The organism is Enterobacter cloacae complex sp. OE43NF (assembly GCF_023544405.1).
Taxonomy (GTDB): Bacteria; Pseudomonadota; Gammaproteobacteria; order Enterobacterales; family Enterobacteriaceae; genus Enterobacter; species Enterobacter cloacae.
The window spans coordinates 41195-58623 of record NZ_JAMJFW010000032.1; the positions used below are offsets into that span (position 1 = coordinate 41195).

At 55.3% G+C, this 17429-nt stretch carries 14 protein-coding genes; 7 read left to right on the forward strand and 7 right to left on the reverse strand.

The genetic code is table 11. The features are described 5' to 3' along the window. Positions 1-4 precede the first annotated feature (4 nt). From pqiA to rlmKL, 3 genes are read right to left on the reverse strand one after another with little or no spacing between them, the layout of a single operon-like run. The gene (pqiA, locus tag M8370_RS15580) at positions 5-1258 is read right to left on the reverse strand and encodes a membrane integrity-associated transporter subunit PqiA (RefSeq protein ID WP_028027912.1); all 1254 of its coding nucleotides are present in this window, start codon (positions 1256-1258) and stop codon (positions 5-7) included. 13 nt (positions 1259-1271) lie between these two features. Next, positions 1272-3179 (reverse strand): ABC transporter ATP-binding protein, encoded by a 1908-nt coding sequence (locus M8370_RS15585; RefSeq protein ID WP_250021300.1) that lies wholly within the window; start codon positions 3177-3179, stop codon positions 1272-1274. Between the two features lie 12 nt (positions 3180-3191). Then, positions 3192-5300 carry a bifunctional 23S rRNA (guanine(2069)-N(7))-methyltransferase RlmK/23S rRNA (guanine(2445)-N(2))-methyltransferase RlmL gene (rlmKL, locus tag M8370_RS15590; protein ID WP_048972447.1) on the reverse strand — a complete coding sequence of 703 codons (2109 nt, stop codon included), beginning with the start codon at positions 5298-5300 and terminating at the stop codon, positions 3192-3194. Positions 5301-5400: 100 nt separating this feature from the next. Between rlmKL and M8370_RS15595 the strand changes: the two genes are divergently transcribed. Then, complete coding sequence (locus tag M8370_RS15595; protein WP_250021301.1) at positions 5401-6510, forward strand: YcbX family protein; 1110 nt, start codon at positions 5401-5403, stop codon at positions 6508-6510. Here M8370_RS15595 and zapC read toward each other — a convergent pair. Continuing rightward, a complete protein-coding gene (gene zapC, locus M8370_RS15600) occupies positions 6507-7049 on the reverse strand; it encodes a cell division protein ZapC (protein WP_020689696.1) in 543 nt (180 codons plus the stop codon). The genes M8370_RS15595 and zapC overlap by 4 nt on opposite strands. Positions 7050-7214: 165 nt before the next feature. Then, positions 7215-8225, reverse strand: a complete 1011-nt coding sequence (pyrD, locus tag M8370_RS15605) for a quinone-dependent dihydroorotate dehydrogenase (RefSeq protein ID WP_013097269.1) — start codon at positions 8223-8225, stop codon at positions 7215-7217. 249 nt (positions 8226-8474) lie between these two features. On the opposite strand from pyrD, the gene ssuE reads away from it, so the two are divergent. Genes ssuE through ssuB form a run of 5 tightly spaced genes read left to right on the forward strand, consistent with a single transcriptional unit; the run spans position 8475 to position 12715 of the window. Continuing rightward, positions 8475-9050 (forward strand): NADPH-dependent FMN reductase, encoded by a 576-nt coding sequence (gene ssuE / locus M8370_RS15610; protein ID WP_023619892.1) that lies wholly within the window; start codon positions 8475-8477, stop codon positions 9048-9050. After that, positions 9043-10005: a sulfonate ABC transporter substrate-binding protein gene (locus M8370_RS15615; protein WP_023619891.1), complete on the forward strand. Its 963-nt coding sequence runs from the start codon at positions 9043-9045 to the stop codon at positions 10003-10005. Before ssuE ends, M8370_RS15615 begins: the two co-directional genes overlap by 8 nt. Then, positions 10002-11147 carry an FMNH2-dependent alkanesulfonate monooxygenase gene (ssuD, locus tag M8370_RS15620; protein ID WP_250021307.1) on the forward strand — a complete coding sequence of 382 codons (1146 nt, stop codon included), beginning with the start codon at positions 10002-10004 and terminating at the stop codon, positions 11145-11147. The genes M8370_RS15615 and ssuD overlap by 4 nt, the downstream gene beginning before the upstream one ends. A gap of 9 nt (positions 11148-11156) precedes the next feature. Beyond that, positions 11157-11948 (forward strand): aliphatic sulfonate ABC transporter permease SsuC, encoded by a 792-nt coding sequence (ssuC, locus tag M8370_RS15625; RefSeq protein WP_048972455.1) that lies wholly within the window; start codon positions 11157-11159, stop codon positions 11946-11948. Continuing rightward, a complete protein-coding gene (gene ssuB, locus M8370_RS15630; protein ID WP_038985600.1) occupies positions 11945-12715 on the forward strand; it encodes an aliphatic sulfonates ABC transporter ATP-binding protein in 771 nt (256 codons plus the stop codon). Before ssuC ends, ssuB begins: the two co-directional genes overlap by 4 nt. A gap of 51 nt (positions 12716-12766) precedes the next feature. On the opposite strand, the gene pepN is transcribed toward ssuB, so the two are convergent. Next, positions 12767-15379, reverse strand: a complete 2613-nt coding sequence (gene pepN / locus M8370_RS15635; protein ID WP_130627006.1) for an aminopeptidase N — start codon at positions 15377-15379, stop codon at positions 12767-12769. 425 nt (positions 15380-15804) lie between these two features. Here pepN and M8370_RS15640 point away from each other — a divergent pair, with 425 nt between their 5' ends. Further along, on the forward strand, positions 15805-16071 hold the full coding sequence (locus tag M8370_RS15640; protein ID WP_000497435.1) for a DinI family protein: 267 nt from the start codon (positions 15805-15807) through the stop codon (positions 16069-16071). Between the two features lie 41 nt (positions 16072-16112). Here M8370_RS15640 and M8370_RS15645 read toward each other — a convergent pair. Further along, on the reverse strand, positions 16113-17429 hold a 1317-nt coding region (locus M8370_RS15645), incomplete at its 5' end, for a phage tail fiber protein (protein ID WP_250021308.1).

The window sequence follows — 17429 nt, forward strand, 5'->3', positions numbered from 1 at the left end:
GCTCTTACTCTTCCTCATGGCTTGATTCAGGCTCACGATCCCACGATAAACGAGGGTCGAAGGTCATGGCCGCAAACATGGTCATAATCACGACCAGCGCAAACATTAAAGCCCCCATCGCAGGATAAATACTCATCAAACCGCCCATCCGCACCAGTGCAGAGAGAACGGCAATGACAAACACGTCAATCATTGACCAGCGTCCAACAAACTCGACAACTTCATAAATGAGGTGCATGCGTTCGCTATCGCGTTTGCCGTGCCCTTTCGCATCCCAGCAGAGCCAGGCAATCGCGATCATTTTTAAGGTAGGCACCATAATACTGGCGATAAAAATCACCCCAGCCACCGGATAAGATCCCTCGCCCCACAGCAATATCACCCCGGCGAGGATCGTCGAGGGCATTTTGTCACCGAGCAAATCGGTGATCATGATCGGCAGAATATTCGCGGGAAGATACAGCATGACTGAGGTCACCAGCAGCGCCATGGTCCACTGCAGGCTATTTTTGCGTCGCACATGGCCTTTGGTTTCACAGCGTGGGCAGACGTCCAGATCCGCGGGCAGCACGGCAGTACAGCAGGAGCAAGAGCGCAGCCCCTGGCGGATCCCCGGCACGCCAACCTTCACCGTCTGGGCAAGCGTGGGAGCCGGAGCGATATCATCCCATGCCCAACGCCGGTCAACGCACTGGAATGCGCGCAGCTGCAGCACACAATAGAGACACCACGGGATAAAGCTGCTGCCAATCCCCACGTCACCGTAGGCCATCAGCTTTACGAAGCTGACCAGAATACCCGCCAGAAAAATCTCGGCCATCCCCCAGCTTTTAAGCTGAAACAGGACTCGCGCCAGTTTGATTTTCAGGGCTGCGGGCATTTTTACGCGGTTGACCAGCAAAAGGATGACAACCAGACAAAAAGCCGGAACGATCTGCACAAACAGAAGGAAGAAGGTGCCGAGGCTGGCGTAATCTTCCGAGAACATCACCCCCGGAATTTCAAGCAGATCAACCTGGCTTGTCATCCCTCCCACCTTCATATAGATGAAGGGGAAGAGATTAGAGAGCAACAACATGAACAACGCGGCCAGCGCATACGCCGTGGGACGCTGTCTTGGCGCGTCCCATTCGGTTGTCAACGTTGTGCCGCAACGCGGGCATAGGGCCTTATGTCCGTGACCAAGCTCTGGCAACGCCACGAGCATATCGCATTGCGAGCATAATATATGCCTGTCGGCATGGTGCTGGTCACACATATGTTATCCCTATTTATGCGCCGTTTTTCAGAGACTCAAGGTACTCCCAGCGCTCAAATGCTTCTTCCAGAGCTTTTTCAGCTGCGGACAATTCGGCCAGGACTTTTTGAGTATAGTCGTGCGATTGGGTGAAGAAGGATGCATCGGCAACCTGCGCTTGCAGCGCCTCCAGCGCGGCCTCCAGCTCCTCAAGACGCTGAGGCAAACCCTCAAGTTCGCGCTGCAGGTTATAGCTTAGTTTAGCCGAGGTTTTCTTGACAGTTTCTGCTTTTGTTACAACAGGTTCAGTCGTTGTTTTAGACTTCGCCTGTTTTTGCGCCAGCGACTGTGCCTGCTGCCCTTTCGCGTCGTGGTAGCCACCCACATATTGACCAATCCGCCCTTCGCCTTCGAAGATCCAGCATTCGGTCACGGTATTGTCAACGAACTGACGGTCGTGGCTCACCAGCATCACGGTGCCCTGATAACCATCGATCAGCTCTTCCAGCAGTTCGAGCGTTTCGACATCCAGGTCGTTGGTTGGTTCATCGAGAATCAACAGGTTGCTTGGTTTCAGGAATAACCGCGCCAGCAGAAGACGGTTTCGCTCACCGCCAGACAGCGCACGCACCGGGGTCATCGCCCGTTTAGGGTGGAACAGGAAGTCCTGGAGATAGCCCAGCACATGGCGCGGCTTACCGTTTACCATGACCTCCTGCTTACCTTCGGCAAGGTTATCCATCACCGTTCTGTCCGGATCCAGCTCTGCACGGTGCTGGTCAAAATAGGCCACTTCCAGTTTGGTGCCGCAGTGAATTCGGCCACTATCCGCCTGCAACTGGCCCAGCATCAGCTTCAGCAGCGTGGTTTTACCGCAGCCATTGGGGCCAATCAGGGCGATTTTATCCCCGCGCTGAACCTGGGCGGAGAAGTCTTTCACCAGCACTTTCCCGTCAACCTGGTAGTTAACGTTTTCCATCTCGAAGACGATCTTCCCGGAACGGGAGGCCTCTTCTACCTGCATTTTGGCGCTGCCCAACACTTCGCGACGTTCGCTGCGTTCACGACGCATCGCTTTCAGGGCACGAACGCGGCCTTCGTTGCGGGTACGGCGGGCTTTGATACCCTGACGGATCCACACCTCTTCCTGCGCCAGTTTGCGGTCGAATTCGGCGTTTTGCAGCTCTTCCACGCGCAGGTTTTCTTCTTTTTCCAGCAGATAAGTATCGTAATCGCCGGGATAGGTGACCAGCTTGCCACGATCGAGATCGACAATGCGCGTCGCCATATTGCGAATGAAGGAACGGTCGTGGGAGATGAAGATAATGGTACCGCTGAAAGTTTTCAGGAACCCTTCAAGCCAGTCGATCGCTTCAATGTCCAGGTGGTTGGTTGGTTCATCCAGCAGCAGCACCTTCGGCCCGCTGACCAGCGCGCGGCCCAGTGCCGCCTTACGCAACCAGCCACCAGATAGCGCAGACAGCTGCATATCCGGCTCCAGGCCCAGCTGAGCCAGCACCTCGTTAATACGGTTCTCCAGTTGCCACAGGCCGTGGTGATCGAGCATCTCCTGGACTTTCGCCAGTTCGTTAAGATTTTTGTCGCTCGGGTCGGTCATCACCAGATGAGAAATTTCGTGATAGCGCTTCAGGTATTCAGCCTGCTCCGAAATCCCTTCCGCCACGAAATCGTACACGCTGCCGGCGACATGACGCGGCGGATCCTGCTGCAGGCGGGAGACAATCAGATCCTGCTCGTAAACAATACGCCCGTCATCCAGACCCTGCTCGCGGTTGAGGATTTTCATCAGCGTGGATTTACCCGCGCCGTTACGGCCCACCAGACAGACGCGTTCGTTGTCTTCGATGTGCAGTTCAGCATTGTCGAGAAGCGGTGAGTCGCTGAAGGAGAGCCACGCACCGTGCATACTAATTAAAGACATTTATTTTTCCTTTCAGGCCGCGGTGATAAGCCAGCAGTTATGGATCTGACGATTACGGGCAAAGTCCTGAGACAGCGTTTTTTGGCTGATTTCTTGTGCTTTCAGTCCCAGAGCGGCCAGGCCGTCGTGATCCATGCGGAAACCGCGTTTGTTATTCGAGAACATAATCGTGCCGCCTTTACGCAGAAGGCGCTTCAGGTCGGTCATCAGGCGCAGGTGATCGCGTTGTACATCAAAGCTATCCTCCATACGCTTGGAGTTGGAGAATGTTGGCGGATCGATGAAGATCAGATCGAACTGTTCATCGGTGTCACGCAGCCAGCCCAGGACATCGGCCTGCATCAGACGATGCTGGCGTCCGGTCAGGCCATTGAGACGCAGGTTGCGCTCCGCCCACTCCAGATAGGTGCGCGACATATCCACCGTAGTGGTGCTGCGCGCGCCGCCCAGGCCCGCATGCACGCTGGCGCTACCGGTGTAGGAAAACAGGTTAAGGAAGTCCTTACCTTTGCTCATCTGGCCCAGCATACGACGGGCAATGCGGTGGTCGAGGAACAGCCCGGTATCGAGGTAATCTGTCAGGTTAACCCACAGGCGAGCGTTGTATTCGCCCACTTCAATAAAGTCGCCCTTCTCACCCATCTTCTGATACTGGTTTTTCCCTTTCTGACGCTCGCGGGTTTTCAGCACCAGTTTGTTTGGCGCGATGCCAAGCACGGCAATCGTCGCTGCGATCACGTCCAGCATGCGCTGGCGCGCTTTTTGCGCATCAATGGTTTTTGGTGGAGCATATTCCTGAATCACCACCCAGTCTGCATAGCGGTCAACCGCCACGTTGTACTCCGGCAGATCGGCGTCATACAGGCGATAGCATTCAATGCCTTCCTGTTTGGCCCATTTTTCAAATTTCTTCAGGTTCTTGCGCAGACGGTTAGCGTAATCTTCCGCCACGCCCGACGGTTTGCTGTCCGCCGCTTTCTCCGCCAGATGGTAGTTTTTCTGCACACAGTCCAGCGGGCCGTTCTTCGCCTTAAACTGGCGATCGGCACGCAGCTGCAGACAGCTCAGCAGTTCTGGTGAAGCGCTAAACAGGGAGAGATTCCAGCCGCCAAAGTAGTCTTTCATATTGCGGCCCAGCAGGCTGTGCAGGGCAATCAACGCCGGTTCGCTATCCAGACGCTCGCCGTATGGCGGGTTGCTAATAACAGTACCATACGGGCCTTTCGGCAGCGGGTTGGTCAGGTTCGCGACATCTTTCACGTCAAAGGTCACCAGCTCACCGATACCTGCGCGACGGGCATTGCTGCGCGCGCGTTCAATGACGCGCGGGTCGCTGTCAGAGCCATAGAAATGCGAGGTATACTCCGCCAGGCCTTTACGCGCACGGGCCTGCGCTTCGGCTTTGACCTCTTTCCAGAGCGCTTCATCGTGCTGCGCCCAGCCGCTAAAGCCCCAGTGGCCGCGATGCAGGCCGGGAGCGCGGTCGGTGGCCAGCATCGCGGCTTCAATCAGCAGCGTACCGGAACCACACATTGGGTCGAGCAGCGGCGTGCCCGGCAGCCAGCCGGAGCGCATCACGATGGCGGCGGCCAGCGTTTCTTTGATGGGTGCCATACCGGTGCGATCGCGGTAGCCACGCAGATGCAGACCTGCCCCGCTCAGATCCAGAGAGATGCTGGCGGTATCGCCATTGAGCCAGACGTTAATGCGCAGATCCGGGTTTTCACGATCGACGTTTGGTCGTTCTTTGTTTTTACGGGTAAAGCAGTCCACGATGGCATCTTTCACGCGCAGCGCGCCGTACTGGCTGTTGCGGATCTCATCGTTTACGCCGTTAAAATGCACTGCGAAGGTCGCGTCTGGCGTGAAGATCTCTGTCCAGTCGATCATCTGTACGCCGGTATAGAGATCAAGATCGCTGTAGACCTTGCACTCTTTCATCGGCAACATGATGCGCGACGCCAGGCGGCTCCACATCAGGCTCTGGTAAATAAGCCGTGTGTCGCCCTCAAAATGGACACCACCCTGAACCACCTGGCACTCTTGCGCGCCCAGGGCTTCCAGTTCAGTTTTTAACAGCTCTTCCAGCCCACGGGCCGTACTGGCAAACAGAGAATTCATATCGTCACTTTTACTCTAAGAAAATTGTCGCGCATTATAGCTAATATGACGTGTATGTCATAAAGTTGAAGGCTTATTTTCATTCGAGGGACTGTGCACAGTGGCGACGTTATCCAGGCTTTTTATTCATCCGGTGAAATCCATGCGCGGTATCGGCGTTTCTCACGCCCTGGCTGACATCAGTGGATTTGCCTTCGATCGTATTTTTATGATCACCGAGCCTGACGGTACGTTCATTACCGCACGCCAGTTCCCGCAGATGGTGCGCTTTACGCCTTCGCCGCTGCATGACGGCCTGCACCTCACCGCCCCGGATGGCTCAAGCGTGGTGATTCGCTTTGCTGATTTTGCGCCTGTCGATGCGCCAACGGAAGTGTGGGGCAATCATTTTACCGCTCGCATCGCTCCGGACGAGATTAACCGCTGGCTGAGCGGCTTCTTCTCCCGCGAGGTACAGCTGCGCTGGGTGGGTCCGGCGCTGACGCGACGCGTCAAGCGCCACGACGCGGTTCCCCTCTCGTTTGCCGATGGTTTCCCGTTCCTGTTAACCAGCGAAGCCTCGCTGCGTGACCTGCAGCGTCGCTGTAAGGCCAGCGTGCAGATGGAGCAATTTCGCCCGAATCTGGTGGTGACCGGTACGAAAGCCTGGGATGAAGATACCTGGAAAGTGATCCGCATCGGCAGCGTCATTTTTGATGTCGTGAAGCCGTGCAGCCGCTGCATTTTCACCACCGTAAGTCCGGAGAAAGGCCTGAAGCATCCTTCCGGCGAACCGCTGAAAACCCTGCAATCATTCCGTACCGCGCAGGATAATGGCGACGTGGATTTCGGCCAGAATCTTATTCCACGCTCAAGCGGAGTGATCCGCGTGGGTGACGAGGTGGAAATTCTCACCCGTGGGCCTGCGCGCGTGTACGGTGCGGGTCAGGAAGAAGAAACGGTAGACGTTGAGACGCAAGCCAGTTCCGCAGTGGATATTCACTGGCAGGGCCGCGTTATACGGGGTAACAATCAGCAGGTGATACTTGAGCAGCTGGAGCAAGCCGGGATCCGTATCCCGTATTCCTGTCGGGCGGGTATCTGTGGTTGCTGTCGAATCAAGCTGGTCGGGGGCGACGTCAGTGCGCTGAAGAAATCCGCAATCGGTGATGACGGGACGATCCTGTGCTGTAGCTGTATTCCAAAAACGTCGATACAGCTGGAAGCTTAAACCGCCTGTTCCAGGCTGAACGAATCCACGCGCAGCTGCGGTTTCAGCCTGTCATTCATGACCTTAATGGCATCCCCGAGTTGCATCGTCCGCCCGGCAATGGTCACGCCGGGCTGAGCCAGCAGACAAAGCGCGGCATTTTCGCCAGGTTCCACCACCAGTAAACTCACCTCTTCTGCGGTATCGCTCAGATTGACGCTGGCCGCATCGCCCGTGGACGGCGTCCAGTTCATATCATGCGGCAGAAAATGCCAGCTTTTCGGCATTTGCGGTTTCAGAAAACGAATCGCCACCAGCGCGTTTAATATCAGTTCGGCACGCTGTTCTTTTGAGAGCAGCAGGTCACGGCATTTCTCTTCAAAGGAGAAATAAAGCGCAGCATCGTCTACACAAAAGCCAGACGGGGAGAAAGCGTCCGGGGTTAACATTCGACGCGCAAAACGAGAACGGAACAACATGCCATTGGCTAAATCGAGCATCATTCGGTCATGCTCTTCACAAAAATACCAGCGCCAGTTATCGTCAGGTTTAATTCGCATGTGTCTCTCCCGTACCCAAACGTCCTGTACTAAAAATGTCCCATTCGCCGCTTCGTTTATAACACCATTAATAAAAGACTATAATGTCTAAATAAGCAACAGTGACGGAATATAAAACAACCAGGGCTGGAAATAAAGCCCTAGTTGTCTAATTAAGAGAAAAGATTAGATATGAGTAACGATTTCTTTTATGAGCGGCGGGCCTTTAAAAATAAAGCCGGAATAGATTTGCACCAGTGAGGCGCCCGCAGCCATCTTCTCGCGCGCAGCAATCACCGAATCGATACCACCGACACCGATTATTGGCAGACGACCTTTTAATTCGGCGGAGAGCGCACGAATAATTTCCGTACTTTTTAATTGTACCGGACGTCCACTTAACCCACCCGCTTCGTCACAGTTTTTCATTCCCTGGACGAGGGAGCGATCGAGCGTCGTATTGGTCGCAATCACACCATCAATATTATGGCGAACTAAGCTGTCGGCAACCTGGATCAATTCTTCAGCAGAAAGATCCGGTGCGATCTTAACCGCCACCGGAACATATTTATGATGGATCGCCTGCAGCTCATTTTGTTTATTTTTAATGGCGCTGAGAAGATCGTCCAGCGCTTCACCATATTGCAGAGAACGTAGCCCCGGGGTATTCGGCGATGAAATATTCACGGCGATATAACCGGCATAGGCGTAGACTTTTTCCATACAAATCAGGTAGTCATCTTTACCCTGTTCAACCGGCGTGTCTTTATTTTTGCCAATATTGATGCCTAATACACCATCAAAATGGGCTTTTTTAACGTTTTCTACGAGATGATCCACGCCGAGGTTATTAAAGCCCATGCGGTTGATCAGCCCCTCGGCTTCGACCAGGCGGAACAAACGCGGCTTATCATTACCCGGCTGTGGACGCGGTGTGACGGTACCGATTTCGATGGAACCAAAGCCCATCGCGCCCAGGGCATCAATGCACTCGCCATTTTTATCCAGACCTGCCGCCAGACCCAGCGGGTTTTTAAAGGTCAGACCCATGCACTGCACAGGTTTTTCCGGCACGTTCTGACGCACCAGCGCGGCCAGCGGCGTTCCCGTAATACGGCGTAATTGCTGGAATGTAAATTCATGAGCGCGCTCAGGGTCGAGCTGGAAAAGGGCTTTACGAACGAAGGGGTAGTACATGAACTCTCCTGGATTCCCGGTGTGCAAACCGGGAGGGGATTATGTGCGATCCTGCCCGGAAAGGGAATTGACCTGCGGCAAAAAAATCAGCGTAAAACGCAAACGTTTACTTCCCCGTACACTTCTTATGCGCTTTTTCGCATTTTAATTGCGGATAAATCATTTAGTGGAATAACCACGCAGTGTCACACTCCTGAAAATTGTTATGAATGTTAGATAAAAGCAAACAATTAGTTATAAGGAGCACACATGCGCGTCATCACCCTGGCCGGAAGTCCACGTTTCCCTTCTCGTTCCAGCGCCCTGCTGGAATATGCCCGCGAAAGGCTTAATGCTCTGGATGTGGAAGTGTGCCACTGGAATCTGCACAACTTTGAACCTGAGGATCTGCTCTACGCGCGCTTTGACAGTCCGGCATTGAAAACCCTGATTGAACAGCTAAAAAGTGCTGACGGGCTTATCGTCGCGACCCCGATTTATAAAGCCTCATTTTCCGGCGCACTGAAAACCTTGCTCGATCTGCTGCCTGAACGTGCACTTGATGGAAAAGTGGTGTTGCCGCTGGCTACGGGCGGTACGGTTGCCCATTTACTGGCCGTGGATTACGCCCTGAAGCCGGTACTGAACGCGTTGAAGGCGCAGGAGATCCTGCACGGCGTTTTTGCCGATGACTCGCAGGTTATCGATTACCAGCACAAACCGCATTTCACCCCGAATCTGCAAACCCGGCTCGACACTGCGCTGGAGACATTCTGGCATGCCCTGCACCGTCGCGATATTCAGGCACCTGCGTTTGGACAGCCACAAGGAGTCGCACATGTTTAAAACACTTACCCGTATCAGCCTGGCTGGTCTGCTCACACTCTCGTCCCTGACCCATGCAGCAGAGACGGCACCTGACAGTTTGCGCATTGGTTACCAGAAAGGCAGCGTCAGTATGGTGCTGGCAAAAAGCCACCAGCTTCTGGAAAAACGCTTCCCACAGACCAAATTCTCCTGGGTGGAGTTTCCTGCCGGGCCACAAATGCTGGAGGCGCTGAACGTTGGAAGCATTGATTTAGGCAGTACTGGCGATATTCCACCGATCTTTGCGCAGGCGGCCGGGGCCGATCTGGTCTACGTTGGCGTTGAGCCACCCAAGCCCAAAGCCGAGGTGATTCTGGTGCCGGAAAATAGCGCCATTAAAAATGTCGCCGAACTTAAAGGTCACAAAGTCGCATTCCAGAAAGGTTCCAGCTCGCACAACCTGCTACTCCGCGCCCTGCAGGAGGCCGGGCTAAAGTTCACCGATATTCAGCCCGTCTATCTGACCCCTGCTGATGCCCGCGCCGCCTTCCAGCAAGGCAATGTCGACGCGTGGGCTATCTGGGATCCTTACTACTCCGCGGCATTACTTCAGGGCGGCGTACGGGTATTGAAAGATGGCACAACCCTGAAACAGACCGGTTCGTTCTACCTTGCAGCCCGTCCGTATGCAGAGAAAAACGGTGCCTTTGTTCAGGAGGTCCTGAATACCTTTACCGAGGCCGATACCCTGACGCAAAGCCAGCGCCCGGAGAGCATCACCCTGCTGGCGAAAACCATGGGCTTACCGGAGGCGGTGATCGCGAGCTACCTCAACCACCGTCCACCCACCACCATTATCCCGGTGGACGCGCATGTTGCAGCCCTGCAACAACAGACTGCCGACCTCTTTTATCAAAACCGCTTAGTACCAAAACAGGTGAACATTCGCGAACGCATCTGGCAACCCGCAGCCAAAGAAGGAGCCAAATCATGAGTCTGAATCTTTTCTGGTTTTTACCCACCCACGGTGATGGACACTATCTTGGCACCGAAGAAGGGTCGCGCCCGGTTGACCACGGCTATCTGCAGCAGATTGCGCAGGCGGCAGACCGAATCGGTTTCACCGGCGTGCTGATCCCCACCGGACGCTCGTGCGAAGACGCCTGGCTGGTCGCCGCGTCGATGATCCCGGTCACCCAGCGCCTGAAATTCCTGGTGGCATTGCGTCCGAGCGTGGTTTCCCCGACCGTTGCCGCACGTCAGGCGGCAACGCTCGACAGGCTCTCCAACGGACGCGCGCTGTTTAACCTGGTCACCGGCAGCGATCCGCAGGAACTGGCCGGTGACGGCGTGTTCCTCGATCATACGGAACGCTATGAGGCCTCCGCCGAGTTTACCCGCGTCTGGCGACGTCTGCTTGAGGGGGAAACGGTCACCTTTGATGGCAAGCATATTCATGTTCGCGACGCGAAACTCTACTTTCCTCCGGTACAGCAGCCGCGTCCACCGCTCTACTTCGGCGGATCGTCGGATGTGGCACAGGATCTGGCGGCAGAACAGGTCGATCTCTATCTGACCTGGGGGGAGCCACCTGAACTGGTGAAAGAGAAAATTGCCCAGGTGCGGGCCAAAGCCGCCGCCCACGGCCGAAAGGTGCGCTTTGGCATTCGCCTCCACGTTATTGTGCGTGAAACCAACGAAGAGGCCTGGCAGGCCGCTGACCGGCTGATCTCGCATCTGGACGATGAGACCATCGCCAAAGCGCAGGCGGCATTTGCGAAAACCGACTCCGTAGGACAGCACCGGATGGCTTCGTTACATAACGGCAAACGCGAGAACCTGGAGATCAGCCCCAATCTCTGGGCGGGTGTCGGCCTGGTACGCGGTGGTGCTGGTACTGCGCTGGTGGGTGACGGCCCGACCATCGCGGCGCGTATCAACGAATATGCCGAGCTGGGTATCGACAGCTTTATCCTCTCGGGCTATCCGCATCTTGAGGAGGCATACAAAGTGGGTGAACTGCTGTTCCCGCATCTGGATGTCGCTATCCCGGACATTCCGCAGCCCCGCCAGCTGCAGCTTCAGGGCGAAGCCGTGGCCAACGAGTTTATTCCGCGAAAAGTCGCGCAAAGCTAAGGAGTGGCTATGTCTCTCACCACACAAAAATGGCTGTTGCGCGCCGCCCCGTGGTTTTTACCTGTCGGCATTGTCCTTATCTGGCAACTGGCCTCCTCCACCGGCTGGCTGTCGAGCCGTATCCTGCCCTCTCCAGAGGGGGTGATCGAAGCCTTCTGGTCGCTGAGTGCCAGCGGCGAGCTGTGGCAGCACCTGGCCATTAGCTCCTGGCGCGCGGTGATTGGGTTTGCCATCGGCGGGAGCATCGGCCTGACGCTGGGGTTGATCAGCGGCCTGTCCCGCTGGGGGGAACGGTTGCTGGATACCTCCATTCAGATGCTGCGCAACGTACCGCATCTGGCGCTGATCCCCCTGGTCATTCTGTGGTTTGGTATCGATGAGAGCGCCAAAATTTTCCTCGTGGCGCTGGGCACGCTGTTCCCGATTTACATCAATACCTGGCATGGGATCCGCAATATCGATCGCGGGCTGGTTGAGATGGCACGCAGCTACGGATTATCAGGATTTGCCCTGTTTATCAACGTGCTGCTGCCGGGCGCCCTGCCCTCCATTATGGTTGGCGTTCGCTTTGCGCTCGGCCTGATGTGGCTGACGCTGATCGTCGCGGAGACCATTTCAGCCAACTCCGGCATTGGCTATCTGGCAATGAACGCCCGCGAATTCCTGCAAACGGACGTGGTGGTAGTCGCCATTATCCTTTATGCCCTGCTGGGCAAACTTGCTGACGTCAGCGCCCAGTGGCTGGAACGCAGCTGGCTGCGCTGGAACCCGGCCTATTTCTCTCAGGAGGCGAAAGCATGAATACCGCCCGACTCACTCAGGGGACACCGCTGTTACTTAACGGCGTCACGAAACGCTACGGCGACAAAACCATTCTTAACGCCCTGGATCTGCATATCCCCGCCGGACAATTTGTGGCCGTTGTCGGCCGCAGCGGCGGCGGCAAGAGTACGCTGCTGCGCCTGTTAGCCGGACTGGAAGCGCCGAATGGAGGGGAGATTCTGGCAGGGACAACGCCGCTGGCCAATATTCAGGATGATACTCGCATGATGTTTCAGGATGCGCGCCTGCTGCCCTGGAAAACGGTGATCGATAACGTCGGGCTGGGGCTGAAAGGTCACTGGCGGGAGGAGGCGCGTCAGGCGCTGGCCGCCGTCGGGCTGGAGGATCGCGCCGGTGACTGGCCTGCGGCCCTCTCAGGCGGGCAAAAACAGCGCGTAGCGCTGGCGCGGGCGTTGATACATCGTCCAGGCCTGCTGCTGCTCGATGAGCCACTCGGGGCACTTGATGCCCTGACGCGGATTGAAATGCAGGATTTAATTGCCTCGCTCTGGCAGGAGCACGGTTTTACGGTCCTGCTGGTGACGCACGACGTGAGCGAAGCCGTCGCCATGGCTGACCGGGTGCTGTTAATAGAAGAGGGAAAAATTGGTCTGGATCTGACGGTAGATATTCCACGCCCTCGCCGTGTGGGATCGGCCAGACTGGCAGAGCTGGAAGCGGAGGTGCTGGAGCGAGTGATGAGGCGCGGTGTGAATGAGCGCGCCTTGATTACGGCTAATGCCTGATGCCTTCACCCGGCCCTCTCCCACAGGGAGAGGGTGGGATTAACGTTTATATTACGCCAGCGCCTTCGAAATCTTCTCGTACAGATCGCCAGAGAGATTTTCCAGCCCTTTAAGCTGCTCAAGCGCGGCACGCATCTTCGTCTGGCGCTGCGCATCGTAGCGTTTCAGGCGGATCAGCGGCTCAATCAGGCGTGATGCCACCTGCGGGTTACGGCTGTTCAACTCGGTCAGCATTTCTACCATGAACTGATAACCGCTGCCGTCTTCCGCGTGGAACGCAGCCGGGTTGCTGCTGGCAAACGCGCCAATCAGGGAGCGGACGCGGTTCGGGTTGCTCATGGTAAAGGAGCGATGCTTCAGCAGGCTGCGCACGTTGCTGAGCGCATCGGCTGCCGGACTGGTCGCCTGCAGAATGAACCACTTGTCCATAACCAGGCCATCCTGGTGCCACTTGTCGTCATACTCTTGCATCAGCGCATCACGGCACGGTAACTCGGCTGCCACGCTTGCCGCCAGGGCTGCGAGCGCGTCGGTCATATTATCCGCTTCGTGATACTGCTTGCTCACCAGCGTGTTCGCCAGGTCTGTTTCACCAAAGGCCAGGTAGCGCAGACAGGTATTGCGCAGGGAACGTTTACCAATGTCGCCATGTTCCACGCGGTACGCATCCAGCTTGTTGGCGTTGTAGATCGCCAGGAACTCATCCGCCAGTTCGGCCGCCAGCGTGCGGGTCAGCGCTTCACGCACAGCCACGATGGCAATAGGATCGATGGTCTCGAACAGCTCGGCGATTTCGGTCGCGGACGGCAACGTCAGGATTTCAGCCGCGAGGGCCGGATCAATCTGTTCATCCAGCAGAACCGCACGGAACGCGTCAGCCACGTGAACCGGCAGCGACAGCGGCTGGCCCTGCTGATGACGATTAACGTTCAGCTTGATGTATGTCGCGAGCAGGCTTTGCGCGGCATCCCAGCGGGAGAAATCGTTGCGCGCGTGACGCATCAGGAACGTCAACTGCTGATCGCTCCACTTGTACTCCAGCTTCACTGGTGCAGAGAATTCACACAGCAGTGCAGGCACCGGCTGGAAATAGACGTTATCGAAGATAAAGGTCTGCTCTGCCTGGGTCACGTTCAGCACGTTGTGTACCGGGTGGCCGCCCTTCTGCAGCGGGATCACTTTGCCTTCGTTATCATACAGTTCAATGCTGAACGGAATGTGCAGCGGATATTTTTCTTCCTGCTCAGCCGTTGGCGGCGTGCGCTGGCTGATGGTCAGGGTGTACTGCTCGGTCTCCGGATTGTAATCGTCTTTAACGGTGACAATCGGCGTACCGGCCTGGCTGTACCAGCGGCGGAAGTGAGAGAGATCCACATTCGACGCATCTTCCATTGCCTGCACAAAATCATCGCAGGTGGCGGCGCTGCCGTCGTGACGCTCGAAATAGAGCTGCATCCCTTTCTGGAAGTTCTCCTCGCCCAGCAGGGTGTGGATCATACGGATAATTTCCGCCCCTTTTTCATACACCGTCAGGGTGTAGAAGTTATTCATCTCGATGACTTTGTCAGGACGAATTGGGTGCGCCATCGGACTGGCATCTTCCGCGAACTGCAACCCACGCATGGTGCGCACGTTGTTGATGCGGTTAACCGCCCGCGAGCCCAGATCGGAGCTGAACTCCTGGTCACGGAATACGGTCAGGCCTTCTTTAAGGCTCAGCTGGAACCAGTCGCGGCAGGTGACGCGGTTACCGGTCCAGTTATGGAAATATTCGTGGCCAATAACGCGCTCGATATCGAGGTAGTCTTTATCGGTGGCGGTATCGGTACGGGCCAGCACGTATTTGGAGTTAAAGATGTTGAGACCTTTGTTCTCCATCGCGCCCATGTTGAAGAAGTCGACGGCGACAATCATATAGATGTCGAGATCGTATTCCAGACCAAAACGCTCTTCGTCCCATTTCATGGAGTTGATGAGCGAGGTCATCGCCCATGGCGCGCGATCGAGGTTGCCACGGTCAACGAACAGTTCCAGCGCCACTTCGCGGCCAGAACGGGTTTTGAAGGTGTCACGTAAGACGTCGAAATCACCCGCCACCAGCGCAAACAGGTAGCATGGTTTCGGGAACGGATCCTGCCACTGTACCCAGTGACGGCCGTTTTCCAGCTCACCCTCACCCACGCGGTTACCGTTAGAGAGCAGGAAAGGATAAAGCGTTTTATCCGCGATGATTTTGGTAGTAAAACGCGCCAGCACGTCCGGACGGTCAAGATACCAGGTGATGTGGCGGAAACCTTCCGCTTCACACTGGGTGCACAGCGCCACGCCAGACTGGTAGAGCCCTTCCAGCGCCGTATTGGCGGCAGGGCTGATTTCATTCACGATGCGCAGCGTAAAGCGTTCCGGCAGGTTATCGATCACCAGCTGGTTGTCTTCTTCTTTATAGTCAGTCCAGGCTGCATCATTAATATGCAGGGAGACCAGCGTCAGGTCTTCACCATCCAGACGCAGCGGCACTGCCGTCGCGCTCTGGCGCGTCACCTGGCTTACCGCCGTCACAACGGTTTTAGTGGCATCCAGGTCAAAAGTCAGATCGATATCGCTAATCAGGTAATCCGGCGCACGATAGTCGTGGCGGTATTTGGCTTGTGGCTGTTGTGTCATAGAAAACCTTATGCATCGTTTGTCGAATAACGATTCCAGTCTATTCCTGTTGTGTAGATCGCGCTATGCAGAATGTTCATCTTTTCAGGTACAAACACCCTTTTTGCTACATTTGTATAATATGAACTCATAGTTTTTAAAATCGATAAAGATCGTCCAGGAGCGCTTTAAACAAGGGATGAGCGAGATCGAGATAAAGCTTGATTAACGAACTTTAACGAACTTCACAGACCACTTTTGCCCCATCCATGCCCCACGCATAATTCTAGTCAGCGCCAGACCACATCAGCCCTGTAGGGCAAATCAATAACAAACACGCCAGCAGTATGTTCCCCAAAATTTAAAAACAAGTGGTTCATGCCTTGACAGACAAAACCGCCAAAGCAAAAATACTGTATATTCAAACAGTGATTAGCGGAGCACTTATGTTCGTAGAACTGGTTTATGACAAGCGTAATGTTGAGGGGCTCGAAGGGGCCAGAGAGATCATTCTGGCCGAGCTGACGAAGCGGGTGCACCAGATTTTCCCTGACGCAGAAGTGAAGGTTAAGCCAATGCAGGCGAACGGCTTGAATAGCGATGCCAGCAAAAGTGATCGGGAAAAGCTGAACCGTATGCTGGAGGAAATGTTTGATGAATCCGACATGTGGCTTGTTTCTGAGTTTCCTACAGTCCGTCAGGTTGGTATGTGACAAAATATGGCAGCCATTTTTATCTGGCTGCCAACATTTATTTACGAACCAGATTCATTCTCCGCAGCGTCCACGGCTGCTTTCTGGCGTTGATTCCATACACTGTTTTCAGGCATGTCCAGTCGCACATCGATCCAACTGTTAGACGGAACATCCATAGCAGCCCCTTTCGTTTTAACGATCTCTCCTTCATCGTTGAGCATGTATTTGCGCTTAAACAGGCGGATTGTCAGCTCGCCATTGTCGGTTTGCTCTGCCTCAACCACACCCAGTTCTCCCATGCCGCCAGGGTCCATTGGCGGCAGCAGTTGCCATCCATCAGATGCCAGGCCTGTCGAACCAGTCAGTACGTAGACACCGACATCGAGCCGGGAAATGTTGATTCCTTCCGCCTCAGCGTTTGCCGTACCGCAACCGCACCAGGAGAAACCTTCCTCAGCTATATCGGCGCGCTGGCAGGCTTCCTGGCTCGCTACGATACGGGCAACTGGAGACGCAGCCTTTAGGGTACCATCGCTGGCTTTTGTGGTATTTGCTGTGGTGTAAACCTGAGCCCAGGTTGAATATGAGGAGCCGTTAATATTCTGAATCCATAACCTTGGTGTTCCAAAATAAGTTTGGGCCATCCTGGTTCGATATGTTCCTGACACCGCCACTACAAGATGCGCATAGCCGTAAACAGAATCAGGGTTAGCATTCCCGCCGATTCCCTGCCAGAAAAAACCCGTATAGGTATCCGCTGGAGGAGTGGTGGCCGTAGCTCCCAAACCAAATGCCCCGACTTTCAATACCCGCCCCGATGATGTATCTGTCGAACTGGTTTGACTGTCAGCAGTGGCGCTACTTCCTAAACCGAGGTTTGTGCGGGCGTCAGCAGCATTCTTTGCACCTGTTCCGCCCTGGCTGATACTGAGTGCGGTAGTCAGGCCGCTTAGGCTGGTTATATCGCTGTTTGCCCCTTTCTTCGCCAGTGATTTCTGGCCTGGTACTGTGACGGCCACACCGTTAATCGTGATAGTGACGTCTGTAGTACCGTTCATCACATCAGCGAACCCGCTCATGTAGCGCTGGTACATCGTGAACGTTTCAGCAATATCCTGTGCCAGGCCGTCAACGCTCAGGCTGTCGCTCAGAAGAATGGCATATTTGGTTCCAGCAGGGATAGCAGGGTTGGCAGCTGGCGTAACGGTGAGAGAGGTTGCGCCGCCGATAACGGTGATCTGGAAAACCTGCGCTGGGCTGGTCAGCGCGATGACGGTACAGCCGTTACGAATCAGCGAGCCAGCTGCAGTGAAGTTTGTTCCCGTACCTGTAAGGGTATTTCCGCTGATGGCAATAGTGCCAGTGGTATAAATCAT

Bases quoted from the DNA above. Each gene is read 5' to 3' on its own strand.
- M8370_RS15640 (WP_000497435.1), top strand. From the start codon at position 15,805: ATGTTCGTAGAACTGGTTTATGACAAGCGTAATGTTGAGGGGCTCGAA.
- pyrD (WP_013097269.1), bottom strand. From the start codon at position 8,225: ATGTACTACCCCTTCGTTCGTAAAGCCCTTTTCCAGCTCGACCCTGAG.
- ssuE (WP_023619892.1), top strand. From the start codon at position 8,475: ATGCGCGTCATCACCCTGGCCGGAAGTCCACGTTTCCCTTCTCGTTCC.
- ssuB (WP_038985600.1), top strand. From the start codon at position 11,945: ATGAATACCGCCCGACTCACTCAGGGGACACCGCTGTTACTTAACGGC.
- pqiA (WP_028027912.1), bottom strand. From the start codon at position 1,258: ATGTGTGACCAGCACCATGCCGACAGGCATATATTATGCTCGCAATGC.
- pepN (WP_130627006.1), bottom strand. From the start codon at position 15,379: ATGACACAACAGCCACAAGCCAAATACCGCCACGACTATCGTGCGCCG.
- rlmKL (WP_048972447.1), bottom strand. From the start codon at position 5,300: ATGAATTCTCTGTTTGCCAGTACGGCCCGTGGGCTGGAAGAGCTGTTA.
- M8370_RS15585 (WP_250021300.1), bottom strand. From the start codon at position 3,179: ATGTCTTTAATTAGTATGCACGGTGCGTGGCTCTCCTTCAGCGACTCA.
- M8370_RS15615 (WP_023619891.1), top strand. From the start codon at position 9,043: ATGTTTAAAACACTTACCCGTATCAGCCTGGCTGGTCTGCTCACACTC.
- ssuC (WP_048972455.1), top strand. From the start codon at position 11,157: ATGTCTCTCACCACACAAAAATGGCTGTTGCGCGCCGCCCCGTGGTTT.
- ssuD (WP_250021307.1), top strand. From the start codon at position 10,002: ATGAGTCTGAATCTTTTCTGGTTTTTACCCACCCACGGTGATGGACAC.
- zapC (WP_020689696.1), bottom strand. From the start codon at position 7,049: ATGCGAATTAAACCTGACGATAACTGGCGCTGGTATTTTTGTGAAGAG.